Annotated in this window: 13 protein-coding genes; 7 read left to right on the forward strand and 6 right to left on the reverse strand. The window is 69.0% G+C overall.

Annotated features, from left to right (window positions below; translation table 11 throughout):
• Positions 1 to 77 precede the first annotated feature (77 nt).
• Complete coding sequence (locus B842_RS12300; protein WP_040086957.1) at positions 78 to 2,060, forward strand: N-acetylmuramoyl-L-alanine amidase; 1,983 nt, start codon at positions 78 to 80, stop codon at positions 2,058 to 2,060.
• Here the strand turns inward: B842_RS12300 and glpK are convergent.
• From glpK to serS, 4 genes are all read right to left on the reverse strand, one after another.
• The gene (glpK, locus tag B842_RS12305) at positions 2,057 to 3,565 is read right to left on the reverse strand and encodes a glycerol kinase GlpK (RefSeq protein WP_040086959.1); all 1,509 of its coding nucleotides are present in this window, start codon (positions 3,563 to 3,565) and stop codon (positions 2,057 to 2,059) included. The genes B842_RS12300 and glpK overlap by 4 nt on opposite strands.
• Before the next feature lie 61 nt (positions 3,566 to 3,626).
• The gene (locus B842_RS12310) at positions 3,627 to 4,463 is read right to left on the reverse strand and encodes a Cof-type HAD-IIB family hydrolase (RefSeq protein WP_040086960.1); all 837 of its coding nucleotides are present in this window, start codon (positions 4,461 to 4,463) and stop codon (positions 3,627 to 3,629) included.
• Between the two features lie 5 nt (positions 4,464 to 4,468).
• Positions 4,469 to 5,407 carry a lysophospholipid acyltransferase family protein gene (locus B842_RS12315; protein ID WP_040086961.1) on the reverse strand — a complete coding sequence of 313 codons (939 nt, stop codon included), beginning with the start codon at positions 5,405 to 5,407 and terminating at the stop codon, positions 4,469 to 4,471.
• Positions 5,408 to 5,418: 11 nt separating this feature from the next.
• Complete coding sequence (gene serS / locus B842_RS12320) at positions 5,419 to 6,678, reverse strand: serine--tRNA ligase (RefSeq protein ID WP_040087733.1); 1,260 nt, start codon at positions 6,676 to 6,678, stop codon at positions 5,419 to 5,421.
• Positions 6,679 to 6,795: 117 nt separating this feature from the next.
• Between serS and B842_RS12325 the strand changes: the two genes are divergently transcribed.
• Genes B842_RS12325 through B842_RS12335 form a run of 3 tightly spaced genes read left to right on the forward strand, consistent with a single transcriptional unit; the run spans position 6,796 to position 8,984 of the window.
• Positions 6,796 to 7,575 (forward strand): GntR family transcriptional regulator, encoded by a 780-nt coding sequence (locus B842_RS12325; RefSeq protein ID WP_040086963.1) that lies wholly within the window; start codon positions 6,796 to 6,798, stop codon positions 7,573 to 7,575.
• Between the two features lie 12 nt (positions 7,576 to 7,587).
• Positions 7,588 to 8,631: a septum formation family protein gene (locus B842_RS12330; RefSeq protein WP_040086965.1), complete on the forward strand. Its 1,044-nt coding sequence runs from the start codon at positions 7,588 to 7,590 to the stop codon at positions 8,629 to 8,631.
• Positions 8,632 to 8,636: 5 nt separating this feature from the next.
• Entirely contained in the window at positions 8,637 to 8,984 is a 348-nt protein-coding gene (locus tag B842_RS12335; protein WP_040086967.1) for a metallopeptidase family protein, read from the forward strand.
• Positions 8,985 to 8,988: 4 nt separating this feature from the next.
• Here B842_RS12335 and B842_RS12340 read toward each other — a convergent pair whose 3' ends face one another.
• Together B842_RS12340 and pheA are read right to left on the reverse strand one after the other, a co-directional pair.
• Entirely contained in the window at positions 8,989 to 9,675 is a 687-nt protein-coding gene (locus tag B842_RS12340; protein ID WP_040086969.1) for a histidine phosphatase family protein, read from the reverse strand.
• Entirely contained in the window at positions 9,672 to 10,619 is a 948-nt protein-coding gene (pheA, locus tag B842_RS12345) for a prephenate dehydratase (protein WP_040086971.1), read from the reverse strand. The genes B842_RS12340 and pheA overlap by 4 nt, the downstream gene beginning before the upstream one ends.
• A 34-nt stretch (positions 10,620 to 10,653) precedes the next feature.
• Between pheA and B842_RS12350 the strand changes: the two genes are divergently transcribed.
• From B842_RS12350 to B842_RS12360, 3 genes are all read left to right on the forward strand, one after another.
• Entirely contained in the window at positions 10,654 to 11,880 is a 1,227-nt protein-coding gene (locus B842_RS12350) for an amidase (RefSeq protein WP_082028463.1), read from the forward strand.
• On the forward strand, positions 11,877 to 12,587 hold the full coding sequence (locus B842_RS12355; protein ID WP_040086972.1) for a CPBP family intramembrane glutamic endopeptidase: 711 nt from the start codon (positions 11,877 to 11,879) through the stop codon (positions 12,585 to 12,587). The genes B842_RS12350 and B842_RS12355 overlap by 4 nt, the downstream gene beginning before the upstream one ends.
• Before the next feature lie 437 nt (positions 12,588 to 13,024).
• Positions 13,025 to 14,509, forward strand: a complete 1,485-nt coding sequence (locus B842_RS12360) for a SpaH/EbpB family LPXTG-anchored major pilin (protein ID WP_040086973.1) — start codon at positions 13,025 to 13,027, stop codon at positions 14,507 to 14,509.
• The last annotated feature ends 72 nt before the right edge of the window (positions 14,510 to 14,581 follow it).

A 14,581-nucleotide genomic window follows, 5' to 3' on the forward strand; every position in this document is an offset into this window, starting at 1 on the left:
ATCAATCACGATTGTGTACTAGTGTCACTGGTGACCCACCGGGACAGACATGTAACTAAGACCCAGGGAGTTCCCCCGTGCAGCAACGACGCCGAATCGCCACCCCCCGGCTGTCCAGCGTCAACCCGACGTTGGCCATCATCCTCACCCTCGCACTCATCGCCTCCGCCGCCTTCGGCGGCAACCGCATCCTGCAGACCCAGGACATCGGTTCCGGCCCCATCGAGGTGTCGAAGGCCAGCGCCTCCTTCGCCTCCGGTGACAACGTGCTCATCGACGACGCCGCCATCGCCGCCCAGTCCGGCGTCGCCGGACCGCGCACCGTCAAGGAGTTCAGCCGCGACGAGCAGTTCTCCATGTTCGCCGTCACCTGGCTGGACGACCGCGACATCGCCGCCTACGTCCGCGCCGAGATGGCCGACGGCAGCTGGGGTCCCTGGTGGCCCGCCGAACCGATCGGCGAGAAGGGCCCCAACGGCGAGAACGGCACCGAGCTGATCTACGTCGAGCCCACCCACAAGGTGCAGGTCTCCATCACCGGCGTCGACATCCTCGGCCCCCTCGAGGAGACCCCGGCCGAGGTGGACATCAACGTCGCCGACGCCGCCGCCGTCGACACCCCGGCGCGGGCCCCGGTGTCCGCCGGCCTGGCCCCGCTCCCGACCAACTACGGTGACATCCAGCCCGTCGCCGACGTCGCCGCCGCCGAGGACCTCGACGTCGTCTTCATCGACGGCCGTGCCGAGGAGGGCGGTATCGCCCTCGCCACCGACTCGGTGACCGACGGCATGCCGAAGGTCGTCACCCGCGCCGGCTGGGGCGCCCCCTCCGGCAACCGCTGCGGATTCCCCACCGACAAGAAGCTGCAGGCCGCCGCCGTGCACCACACCGCCGGCTCCAACAACTACACCCGGGCGCAGGCCGCCGGCATCATGCGCGGCATGCACAGCTACCACGCCAACACCCTCGGGTGGTGCGACATCGGCTACAACGCCGTCGTCGACAAGTTCGGCACCATCTACGAGGGCCGCGCCGGCGGCCTGGACAAGAACGTCCAGGGTGCACACGTCGGCGGCTTCAACAAGGGCACCTTCGGCATCTCCATGATGGGCAACTACGACGTCGCCCCGACCACCCCGGAGATGATCCGGTCCGTCGGCGAGATGATCGGCTGGAAGGCCGCCCTCGCAGGCTTCGATCCGAACGGCTCCGCCCCCTACACCCCGCTGTCCTTCGGTGGATCCAGGTACCGCGGCGGCGTCCCGATGACCCTCCCGAACGTCTTCGGCCACCGCGACGCGCACCACAACGCCTGCCCGGGCACCTACGGGTACGCACAGCTGCCCAGGATCCGGGAGATCGCGTCTGAGAAGCGCGACGACATCCTCGCGGGCCGGACCACCACCACAGCGCCGGCCCCGGGCGAGGACACCACCACCTCCCCCACGACCACATCCCCGACGACCACCACCCCGCAGGCCCCGCAGCAGCCGGCCCCGCAGCAGCCGCAGGAGCCCGGCATCACCAACACCCTGAGCTCCGCCGCAGGTGGCGACGAACTGGCCCTGCTCACCATCGTGGGCTCCCTGGCCGCCGTGGCCGTCGCGGTCATCGCCTCCAACGGCACGGTCCCGGGCACGACGCAGAAGGTCGGTGACGTCCAGGTCATGCCGGACCTCAAGCTGGCGGACCTCAAGCCGGTCCTCGACATCGTCTCCACGCTGGCCGGTGACACCAAGATCACCCAGGCCGTCGACCGTGTCGGCGCCAACTACGGCGCGGTGCTGGGCAACCCGCGCGGCGGCGTGAACACCGAGGACGCCCGGGTCGCGCTGTTCGACAACGGCATCGTCATCGACCAGGTCGGTTCCTCCGAGGCCCGCGCCCTGTGGGGCATCATCGGTGACGTCTGGGCCGGCCAGGGCTTCGACCTCGGCCCGCTGGGCATGCCGCTCAACGAGCAGTACAACGACGGCGACCGCCTCCGCGTCGACTTCGAGGGCGGCAACATCACGGTCAACCCGTTCGACGGCAGCGTCGACGTCGACCTGAACAACTAGGCCCAGTCGAGGGAGCGTGCCACGGCGCGCTCCCACTCCCCCACCAACGCCTCCCGACGCTCCACCGTCCATCCCGGCGCCCATGACCGGTCGGGGACCTGGAGCGCGCGGACGTCGTCAAGCGAAGACCAGAAACCACGGCCCACGCCGGCTGCGAAGGCAGCGCCGAGGGCCGTGGTCTCGATGTTGAGGGGACGGTGGACCTCCGTGCCGAGGATGTCCGCCTGCAGCTGCATGAGCGTGTCATTCGCGGTCATGCCGCCGTCGACGCGCAGGCCGGTGAGTTCGATGCCGGAGTCCGCGACCATCGCCTCGACCACCTCCCGGGTCTGCAGCGCCGTCGCCTCGAGGGCGGCACGCGCGATGTTCGAACGGTCGGCGAAGCGCGTGAGACCGACGATCACGCCGCGCGCGTCCGGTCGCCACCGCGGCGCGAACAGACCCGAGAACGCCGGGACGATGTACACGCCGCCGTTGTCCTCCGCCGCGATGCGCTCCACCTCATCGGCCGAGCGGATGATGCCGAGCTGGTCACGCAGCCACTGGATGAGCGAACCACCCACCGCCACCGACCCCTCCAGCGCGTACACGGGGGCCTCCCCCTCCCGCTGGTACAGCACGGTCGACAGCAGCCCGTGCTCGGAGACCTGCGGCTGCGCACCCGTGTTGAGCAGCAGAAACAGTCCCGTGCCGTAGGTGTTCTTCGCGTCACCGACCTCGAAGCACCCCTGCCCGAACATCGCCGACTGCTGATCCCCCAGCACCCCCGTGATCGGCACGCCCGCCAGGGTGCCCCGCCGACGGACCGCACCGAAATCACTTATCGACGCCCTGATCTCCGGCAGCACCTCCACCGGCACCCCGACCTCCGCGCAGAGCTCCGGATCCCACTCACACGTGCGCAGGTCCATGAGCAGGGTGCGCGAGGCGTTCGTGACGTCCGTGGCGTGCACCGCCTCCCGCCCTTCGTCGCCTCGCGCACCGCCGGTGAGGTTCCACAGCAGCCACGTGTCGATCGTCCCGGCCAGCAGCTCACCCCGCGCGGCCCGCTCGCGGGCACCCTCGACATGGTCGAGGATCCACGCGATCTTCGGGCCCGCCGGGTACGAGTTCGCGAGCAGCCCCGTACGGTCCAGCCACCGCCGCGGGTCCTCCCCCGCGACGTCAGCGGTGCGGGTGTCCTGCCACACGATCGCATTGTGGATCGGCTTCCCCGTGGCCTTCTCCCACACCACGGCGGTCTCCCGCTGGTTGGTCACCCCGAGGGCGGCGATCCGGTCGGGCGAGACGTCGATGTCGACCATCGCCGTGGACACCGCCCGGCGCGTGTTCGCCCAGATCTCCAGCGGATCATGCTCGACCCAGCCCTGCCGCGGCATGATCTGCTCGTGCTCGTACTGGGCCGAGGAGACCACCTGGCCGTCCCGGTCGATGATGACGCAGCGTGTCGACGTCGTGCCCTGGTCAATCGCCGCCACATATTGTTTCGGATGCGAAGCCGTCATGGCTCAAGTCTGCCACGGGGCGGTGGTGGGACGGGTTCACGTGGAACCACGCCGCACGACCCTAGAACCAGCGCTCCAGCACCTGGGCCAGGCCGCCCTCGTCGTTGGTGCCGGTGGTGAAGTCCGCGACGTCCTTGACCGAGTCGCGGGCGTTGCCCATGGCCACGCCGGTGCCGGCCCAGGCGAGCATCTCGATGTCGTTGGGCATGTCGCCGAACGCGATGACGTCCTCCCGGGCGATGCCGTGGAGGGTGGCCAGGGTGGAGACTCCCAGGGCCTTGGTCACGCCCGGGGCGGCGACCTCGAGGAGCCCCTCGTTCATGGAGAAGGTGACGTGGGCGACGTCCGGGTCGATGAACGGTGCGACCAGGTCGAACATCTCGGGGGCGGTGAGCTGCTCGTGGCGGAGGATCATCTTCACGGCGGGCTGGCTGATGACCTCGTGTTCGGGGGCCACGCCGTAGCCCTGCTCCTCCCAGGTGTGGAGGTAGCCCGGGGAGATGACGAACATCTCCTCCTCGGGGTCGAAGGCGGACCGGCCGACGCGTTCGCAGCCGATGGCGATGCCGCCGACCTCGTGGAACGCCTCCTTGGACAGCTCGAGGACCTCGGCCATGGTCTCCGGGGTCAGTGCGTGGGTGGCCAGGACCCGGTCGTTGGCGGAGTCGTAGACGACGGCGCCGTTGGAGGTCACGCAGACGGGGCGGATGGGCAGCTGGTCGAGGACGGGGAAGATCCACCGGTGGGGGCGCCCGGTGGCGAGGGCGACCTCGGTGCCGGCCTGCACGGCACGGACGATGACGTCGCGTACGCGGGGGATGATGCGGTCCTGCGAGTTGATGAGCGTGCCGTCAACGTCGCTGGCCACGAGCCTGGGGGCAGGTCCGGGGGTCTGCATGGGTCCTATCTCCTGAGTTTTTCCTTCACCTGGTCGATGAAGGTCCGTGCGTTGCCGAGGATGGCGTCGGCACGTTTGTCGAGTTTGGCGGAGGCCTTGGCCTCCTTCTTGGCTGCCCTGGCGGCGCGGTCCTCGGTGTCGATGCGGTGGGCGTCGGCAAGCGTGGGGGCGCTGCCGCCGGCGGCGTTGGGGATCCAGTACTCGCCGGCCGGGAACGGGCCGTAGGCGCGGTCGTAGTCGTCGCGGACGCGGTCGAGGAGGATCTGCATGGCGTCCTTGAGGCGCTGGATCGCGACGTCCGGGTCACCGCCGGGGTCGACGGGCTCGCCGACGCGGATGAACACCGGGGTGTTGGTACGGCCGAGGCGCTTGGGGTGGTCCTTGGTCCAGATGCGCTGGGAACCCCAGATGACCACGGGGATGAGCGGCACGTCGGCCTCGTCCGCGATGCGGGCCGCGCCGTTCTTGAAGTCCTTGAGCTCGAAGGACCGCGAGATCGTCGCCTCCGGGAAGATGCCCACGAGCTGTCCCTCGCGGAGACGGGAGACGGCCTCCTCGCGGGAGGCGGCGCCGGCGGCGCGGTTGACCTGGAGGTGCTTCATGGCGCGCATGAGGGGGCCGACGACGGGGGTGTCGAAGATCTCCTTCTTCGCCATGAACCGCACCAGGCGGCGGCCGCGGAGGTGCGCGGGGATGCCGCCGAAGATGAAGTCGTAGTAGCCGGTGTGGTTGACGGCCAGCAGGGCCGGCCCGTCCACGGGGATGTTCTCCGCACCGAAGACCGTCAGCCTGATCCCCTGCGCCTTCATCAGCGCCTTCGCGACGGGGATGATGATCCGGTTGTACGGGCTCTCCTTCCCCTCGACCGGGTGGCTGGGGACGTCGGGCAGGTCAGCGGGGACGTAAAATCCCCGGCTCTTGCGGAAACGTGGGTTGGCGGCCATGGTGTTCTCCCCTACTTCTTGGGCTCGAGGACATCCTTGCCCACGAACGGGCGCAGCGCCTCCGGAACGACGACGGAGCCGTCGGCCTGCTGGTTGTTCTCCAGGATGGCGACGAGCCAGCGGGTCGTGGCGAGGGTGCCGTTGAGGGTCGCGGCGATCTGGGCCTTGCCGTTCTCGTCGCGGTAGCGGGTCTGCAGGCGGCGGCCCTGGAAGGTGGTGCAGTTCGAGGTGGAGGTGAGCTCGCGGTAGGTGTTCTGGGTCGGGATCCAGGCCTCGGTGTCGAACTTGCGGGCGGCGGACTGACCGAGGTCGCCGCCGGCGATGTCGATGATGCGGTAGGGGACCTCGACGGCGGAGAGCATCTCGCGCTCCATGTCCAGCAGCGCCTGGTGCTGCGCGACGGCGTCCTCCGGCTTGCAGTAGACGAACATCTCGAGCTTGTCGAACTGGTGGACGCGGATGATGCCGCGGGTGTCCTTGCCGTAGGAGCCGGCCTCGCGACGGAAGCACGAGGACCAGCCGGTGTACTTCACCGGCCCCTGGGACAGGTCGATGATCTCGTCCTTGTGGTAGCCGGCCAGGGCGACCTCGGAGGTGCCGACCAGGTAGAGGTCGTCGCGCTCGAGGTAGTAGACCTCGTCGGCGTGCTCGCCGAGGAAGCCGGTGCCCTGCATGATCTCGGGGCGCACGAGCACCGGGGGGATCATGAGCTGGAAGCCGGCCTCGCGGGCCTTCTGCGCGGCGAGCATCATCATGCCGAGCTGCAGGAACGCGCCGTCGCCGGTGAGGTAGTAGAAGCGGGCGCCGCCGACCTTGGTGCCGCGCTCCATGTCGATGAGACCCAGGGAGGTGCCGAGCTCGAGGTGGTCCTTCGGCTCGAAGTCGAACTCGCGGGGCTCGCCGACGTGCTCGAGGATGACGAAGTCGTCCTCCCCGCCGGCGGGGGCGCCCTCGACGATGTTGGACAGCTGCATCTGCAGTGCGTGGACCCGGTCCTCGGCGGCCTTCTGGGCCTCCTCGGCGTCCCGGACCCTGGCCTTAAGCTCGTCCGCACCCTGGAGGAGGGACGGGCGCTCCTCCGGCGAGGCCTGGCCGATCGTCCTGCCGAAGGCCTTCTGCTCGCCGCGCAGGGCGTCGGCGGCGGAGATGGCGGCGCGGCGCTCCTCGTCGGCGGCGATGAGCCGGTCAACGAGCTGGGGGTCCTCGCCTCGGTTGAGCTGGGAGGCGCGGACGACGTCGGGGTTCTCGCGGAGGAATCTGAGATCAATCACGAATATGAGCCTACCGCGCGGGCCGGTGAGTCGGGCCGCGACCTGCGCAGAGGGCGTGACCATCACGACAGCCCGATTCCGGGCACTGGTCATAACCAGTGGACTAGAATGAGCGGCATGGCTTCTGCACCGCGGAATCTCCGCCTTCCCCAGTTGCCCGCCACGAGGATCACGGACGGGCCGAAGCCCAAGCACGCGCAGCTGCGGGCGATCCTGGAGGAGATGTGCGACACCCAGCTGCACCCCGGCGACCTCCTGCCGGGCGAGCGCGTCCTGGAGGAGACCTACGGCGTCTCCCGGATCACGGTGCGCCGGGCGATCGGTGACCTGGTGGCCAGCGGCCGTCTGCGGCGGGCCCGCGGCAAGGGCACGTTCGTGGCCCCGAATCCGCTGGTGTCGCGCCTGAATCTGGCGTCCTTCAGCTCCGAGATGGAGGCGCAGGACGTGACGGCGACGTCGAAGATCCTGCTCTCGGAACGCGCCCCGGCCCCGCCGGAGGTGAGCGAGTTCTTCGATTCCCCGCCCGGGACGGCGCACACGCACCTGCGGCGCCTGCGCCTGGGCGACGGGGAGCCCTACTCCATCGACGACGGCTGGTACAACGCCGTGCACGTGCCGGGGCTGCTGGAGAACGACGTGTACAACTCGGTGTACTCGATCCTGGAGAAGGACTACCGCGTCCCCGTCACCGAGGCCGATCAGGTGGTCACCGCGGTCAGCGCCGACGAGCAGGAGGCGATGCTTCTCGACGTCCCACCCGGCACCGCCCTCCTGCGCATCGTCCGGTACTCCCGTTCGGGTTCGCTCCCGGTGGAGTGGTGCTCCTCGGTGTACCGCACCGACCGGTACCGCCTGAACACCCGCGTCACACGTGTGTCGGACCGGCCGCGCGAGTAGGATCAGGGGATTATGACGACACGATCCGCACGTTCCGCGGCGGCAGTGCGCACCGGACTGGTGGCTGCACTCGCCGCCGCCGTCGCTGTCGGTTCCTACAGCTACTTCTCCGATGCCGCGACGACGGGCGCGGCGGCGGGCGGGGACACGACGTCCAGCCCGTCGCGGGACAACGGCGGCAACGGTGACTCCAACGGCACCTCCAGCTCGGTGGCCCCCTTCACCACCGCCGACGTCGGGGCGTGTCTGACCTGGGACATCGCCGCGGACGGCACGGTGAGCAACTTCCAGCAGGCCTCCTGCGAGGGGCAGCACCGTTTCGAGGTCTCCGCCCGCGAGAACCTCGCGACCTACCCGTCCTCGGAGTTCGGCCGCAACGCCCCGATGCCGGACCTGACCCGCCAGGCGCAGCTGCGCGAGGAGCTGTGCCAGTCCCCCACCCTGCGTTACCTGGGTGGGCGTTTCGATCCCGTCGGCCGGTACTCGATCGCCCCGATTCTCCCGCCTGCGGAGGCCTGGGCGGCGGGCGACCGCACGATGCTGTGCGGCGTCCAGTCCACCGACGCCTCGGGCGTGCCGCTGCTGACCACGGGTGCCGCGGCGGAGCAGGACCAGGCCGTGGTCGCGCAGCCGGGTGAGTGCGTGTTCGTCGACGACTCCCGGTCCCTGCGTCTGGTCGACTGCGCGGAGAACCACCACCTGGAGACCACGTCGATCGTGGACCTCGCGCCGGTGTTCCCGGAGGGCACCCCGAGCGTGGAGGACCAGGACCGTCACCTGCAGGAGGTGTGCACCCAGGCCGCGATCGACTACCTCGACGGCGAGGAGAACCTCTACCAGTCGACGCTGCAGCCCTACTGGGGCACGCTCGGCCAGGCCTCGTGGATCGGTGGTTCGCGCTCGGTGAACTGCTCGCTGTTCCACGTCAATGAGGCCGGTGGCTTCGCCAACCTCAACGGCACGGCGAAGGGCGGCCGGGAGGCCCTGCTCATCGACGGCCACCCGCCCGCCGAGCAGCCGCCCCGTAACCCCCTGCGGGAGCAGCCGGTACCGTAGTCGCCATGGTGGATGTCAGCGATGAGGACTTCGACGAGATGGTCAACGACGCCCTCGACCAGATTCCCGACGAGTTCGCCCGGCAGCTGCGCAACGTGGCGATCCAGGTCGCGGACTACAACGAGGAGCACCCCAGCTACCTGGGGCTCTACGTCGGGGTGGCGCTGCCGGAGCGCACGCACCACCACTCCGGTTTCCTGCCGGACGCGATCTTCATCTACCGGGAGTCCCTCAAGCGTTACGCGCACTCCGAGGAGGATCTGCGCGAGCAGGTGAAGGTGACCGTCTTCCATGAGGTCGGCCACTACTTCGGGCTCGAGGAGGAGGACCTCGAGCGTCTCGGCTGGGGCTGAGTCCCTAGATCTGGTGGTCCAGGTCCGCCCAGCGCACGAGCTTCCACTCGCCGAAGGGCCGGTCGTCGGGCTCCAGGACGATGAAGCGGCAGTTGCCCAGGTAGCCGGCGAAGGCGTAGTCGGGGTCGACGCTGGCGGCGTGCGCCGCCATGGTGCGGATCGCCGCGCCGTGGCTGACCACGAGGACGTCCTTCTTGGCGCCGTCGGCCAGGTGCTGCAGGGCGAGGTTCTCCATGACGGGCCGGTAGCGGTCCATGAGCTGCAGGTACGTCTCCCCGCCGGGGATGCGGGCGTTCGCGTCGGAGTGCAGCCAGCCGCGCAGGGCGGTGGCGTAGGAGCGGTGCGAGTCGTCGTCGGAGAGCATCTCGTGGTCGCCGGCGTAGATCTCGTGGAGTCCGACCTCCACGTCGATGGCCATCTCGCGTTCGCGCAGGCCGGCGGTCTGCTCGAAGGCGGTCATGGCGAGCAGGGCGGTCTGCTGGGCGCGCAGCGCCACGGAGCTGACCACCGCGCCGAGGCGGCCGGCGGACCCGCCCCCGGCCTCGCAGTACTCGACGAGTTCGACGCCGACGTTCCAGGCCTGGTTGCGGCCGGTGTCGGTGAGCTCGGCGCCCGGGGGACGGGTGTCGAGCTTGCGGGCGACGTTGCTGTGCGTCTGACCGTGGCGCAGAAGAATCAGACGACCGTTCACGGGAGATCCTTTCCGTCGCGGGCGGCCCGCACCCAGTCGGTGGCGCGTTGCAGCCGGGCCTGGTCGGCCTCGAGGGCGTCCTCGCGGCCGTCGCGGCCCGGGGTGGGCCAGGAACCGAGGTAGGTGATGTCCTCGGCGCGCAGCCACAGGGCCCGCAGGGCCTCGGCGAGCGGGATGTCGTCGATGTGGCCGACGAGGTCGACGTAGAAGTGGTAGGTGCCGAAGACCTTGCGCGTCGGGCGGGACTCGATGCGGCTCATGTCCACGCCGCGGAGGGAGAACTCGGTGAGCGCGGCGACGAGGGTGCCGGGTTCGTTGGGCAGGGTGAACACGACGGTGGTCTGGTCGGTGCCGGTGCGTGGTGTGGGCACGCCGCGGGGGCCGACGACGACGAAACGGGTGCGGGCGCCGGCCATGTCGGCGACCTCCTTCGCCACCACGTCGAGCCCGAAGAGGACGGCGGCGCGGTCGGGGGCGGCGGCGGCGTCGGCACGCCCCTCGGCGACGGCCTGGGCGGCCGCGGCGTTGGAGGAGGCAGGGACGAACTGGGCGTCGGGGAGGTGCTGTGCCAGCCACTGACGGACCTGCTGGTGGGCGACGGGGTGCGTCGTGAAGGTCCTGACGTCGGACAGTTCCGTACCGGGGCGCAGCATGATGGAGAAGGCGATCTCGATCTCCAGCTCGTGGTAGATCTGCACGCCGCCGGCCTCGACGAGGGCGTCGAAGGTGGAGGTCACGGCGCCGTCGACGGAGTTCTCGATGGCCACGCACGCGAACTGGGCGCGTCCCCCGCGCACCGCGTCGAGGGCCTCGCGCGGGGAGTTGACGGGGAGCTGTTCGACCTCGCCGTCCCCGAAGGCACCCTGGTCCTGGAAACGGATGAGGGCGGCCTCCGTGAAGGTGCCGGCGGGGCCGAGATACGCGACAGTGGTGGGTGCGGTCATGGATGACAGCCTATCCAGTCGTATTCTGGTCTGCATGACCCTGTCCCTGCCTGCGCTCGCCGTCCAGCTGCGGTCCGGGGAGCGTTCGGCGGCGGAGTCCGTCGAGAAGCTCGCCGACCGCCTGCGTGCCCTGCGCCCCGCTGAACACGGCTTCTCCCATCTCGCCCTGGAGCAGGCGCATGACGCGGCGCAGCGGCTCGACCGGCTGCGTACCGCCGAGCGGGGGCGTCTCCACGGGCTGCTGCTGCCGGTCAAGGACCTCTCGCAGGTGGCGGGCATGCCGACGACCTTCGGGTCCGCGCACCGCACCCGCCCGGCCGACACCACGGACACCCTGCCGGCGGCGTTGCTGGCGCAGGGGGCGCTCATCCCGGGCAAGTCGCACACCGCGGAGCTGGGGTTGATGATCTACACGGAGCCGCCGGGGTTCACCGCGCCTGACAACCCCCTCTGGCCGGGGCGCACGCCGGCGGGTTCCTCGGGTGGGGCGGCGGCGCTAGTGGCCCGTGGTGTGCTGCCCGCCGCGCACGCCTCCGACGGCGGCGGGTCGATCCGCGTGCCGGCCGCCGCCTGCGGCGTCGTGGGTGTCAAACCCTCGGCGCCACGGTTGGCGGCGCAGGGTTTCATCACACGCTCACTTATCGACGCCACCTTCCTCCTCTCCCTCACCCCCTCCCCGGGGCATCGCCGGGTCGGCGTGCTCACCCAGCCGCTGTTCACCGGCGCGAACGTCGGGGAGGTGCATCTGCGGGCCGTCGCCGAGGCAGCGGCGCGGTTGGCGGCGGCGGGGCACGAGGTCGTGGAGGTCCACCCGTACCCGGACGCGGAGGTCACCTTCGAGGCCTTCCGCACGATCTTCACCTCGAAGCTGGCGGGGCTGCCGGGTCCGGCGGAGGGACTCGTCGGTTGGCTGCGTGCCCACGGCCGGGCGGTCACGCGCACCCGCCTGGACCAGGCCAACCGGCACGCGGACGCCCTGCCGCGGCACCTTGCCGAGTACTGGGACGTCGATGCTCTTCTCACCCCGATGACCACGGATGATCCTCCGCCGATCGGGCACTTTGCGGCGATGGACCACGAGGAGAACTTCCTCGCACAGACCCGCTGGTCACCGTGGGGATCGCTGTTCAACATGACCGGCCGGGCGGCGGTGTCCGTGCCGTGGCCGGTGCCGGGCAGGCATCCCGTCGGCGTGCACCTGGGGTCGATCCGGCTTAACGACGGCGAGTTGATCGCCCTGGCGCAGGAGCTCCACGAGTGACCCGCCAGCGCCTGTGGACGGAGATCCTCATTGTCCTGGCCGTCAGCTTCGGCGTCTCCGGGATCCGCGGGATCCTGAGACTCACCGACGCGCTCATCGACGCCCGCCCGCTGTCCGCGCAGCAGGTCGCCCTCCACCAGACCCTGTCGAATGCCTCGTGGATCGACCTCGGCCTGCAGCTGGCGTCGGCCACCACGCTCTTCGCGTACGGCGCGCTGGCGTTGTTCCTCCTCGCCGGGCAGGTGCGGCTGCCGCGTCCCCGCTGGTCAGACCTGGGGTGGGGTGCCGGGCTCGCCGCGGTCATCGGCATCCCGGGGCTGGCCTTCTACGCCGCCGCTCTGCACCTGGGCCTGACCCGTGAGGTCGTCCCCACCACCCTGACTCACCCGTGGACCGAGGTTCCGGTACTGCTGACCTGGTCTTTCGTCAACGCCTGGGGTGAGGAGATCGTCGTGGTCATGTACCTGCTCACACGCCTGCGGCAGCTCGGGTGGGGGCTGGCCGGAGCGCTGGCGTTCTCCAGCGTGCTCCGCGGCAGCTACCACCTGTACCAGGGGATCTCGGCGGGGTTCGGCAACATCCTCATGGGCGTGCTCTACGGCTGGTTCTTCTGGCGCACCGGCCGGGTGTGGCCGCTCATCATCGCGCACTTCCTCATCGACGCCGTCGCGTTCGTCGGTTACGCGATCCTGCTAAACCGGAACTGATTCTTTTAACCCTGAACTTTCCCACTGCAAAGGGCAAGGCTGCGCTATGTTCCGCATGATTTTTTGCTGAGAATTGTGTGCAGCGGGTTGCAAACTGTCTTTTTCGTGAACAAAGTCACAAATAGCGCCCTCACCTGCATGGGTGATAGGGGCTTCCACTGTCTGTGATCTGAAAGTTGCTGAGATGTGACCGCTGACTCCCCCTGCTTCCACCCCCGAATCCAGGTAAAAGACAGCATTTCCGCAGCTCAATTCAACGCCATCCGCTTATGTGGGCGCAGGCTGTAAGTTCCCTTTTGATTCCCGGAATGAGTTCTCTATATTCAAAATTGTTCTGATATAGCAGGAACACAGCTCGATTGGTCCGCACACGTTGCCGAGACGAGCACTCAAGGCATACCGCGTGGCCCAAGCCCCTTCATACCCTGAGGATAGTTATGCATAAGAACAATAAGCGGATCGCCGCTGCCGTCCTGAGCCTCGCGCTCGGTTTCTCCGCCGCTGGTGCAGGCATCTTCGCACCGGTCGCAGGCGCGCAGGTCACGGTCACGGCTGGCGAGGTGTCCACCATCGACCTCAACGCTGACGTCACCCTGAACATCGAGAAGCTCAAGGGCAATCCGGATGGCAGCACCCCGGGCGCCACCGATCCGGTCGCGGGCATCAAGTTCGAGATCCGTAAGGTCAACCTGACGAACGGTCTGGACACCCTGGCCGGCTGGCAGGAGGTCGCTGGACTGACTGCTGCAGGTGTCGCGGCGCAGGACCTCCCCGTCCTGACCACCCTCACCACCGATAGCGACGGTAAGGCCTCGATCTCCACCGGTGACAACACAGACTTCACCGTCGGCCTCTACCTGGTGACCGAGAAGCAGTCCGCCGGTTACTCCGTGATCGACCCCTTCCTGATCACCCTGCCGCTCAACGACTCCACCGGCTGGAACTACGCCCCGACCGTCAAGCCGAAGAACCAGATGGATGAGGGCGACATCTCGAAGACCGTCAACGACCTCGGTGCCGTGGTCGGCAAGGAGATCGAATACACCATCTCCGCAGGTGTGCCGGTCGGCAATCTGACCCAGGTGGTCGTGGAGGATGACCTGCAGACCGGCCTCACCCCGGCCACCAACGTGGTCGTCACGTACGGCACCACCACCTTCGAGGCGGGCACCGACTACACCGTGAACTCCACCGATGGCGACGGCAACAAGCTCACCGTCACTTTCACGGCTGCCGGCCTGGCTACGCTGCAGCCCCTCGTGACCGAGGGCACCAAGCTGGAGGTCTCCTTCAAGACCACCATCGAGTCCCTGCCCGATGCAGAGAACGGCGGCGTCATCGAGAACGAGGCCTCCATCGACTTCGGCGGTGGCATCAAGTACTCCACCGACCCGGATGAGGGCGGCGACGACACCGGTACCGAGACCCGTCTCGGTAAGCTGAGCATCAACAAGGTCGCCAAGGACGGCACCGCCATCACCGGCGACGCAACCAAGGCCGCCACCTTCGAGCTGTGGCGTTGCAACCTCAACAACGACAACAAGTACGAGACTGTCGGCACCTCCCTCGGCTCCTACACCACCGATCCGGCCACTGGTGTCGCCACGCAGGTCGTCCAGGTCTCCGACTGGGTCAACAACGCCACCCCGGGTACGGGCACTGGCGCTGAGCTCTGCGTCGTGGAGACCTCTGCACCGGCCGGCTACGTCGTCAACCCGGCGCCGCAGAAGGTCGACTTCGACACCACCACCACCGATGACCCGTACGACATGATCGTCACCGTCACCAACGTCGAGGACACCATCACCGGCAACCTGCCGAACACCGGTGGTCTGGGCACCATGGGCCTGATCGCCGCTGGTGTGGTCGTCGCTGCCGCAGGTGGCGCCGCTGCACTGCGCGGTAACCGCTCCCGCGCCTAGTCACGTGACACCGCCCTCGTGTCCGGTTCCGGCCGGGCACAGGGCGGGCCACGCGGCATCGGCCACGTAGAG

Source organism: Corynebacterium humireducens NBRC 106098 = DSM 45392 (assembly GCF_000819445.1).
In the GTDB taxonomy this organism is placed as follows: Bacteria; Actinomycetota; Actinomycetes; order Mycobacteriales; family Mycobacteriaceae; genus Corynebacterium; species Corynebacterium humireducens.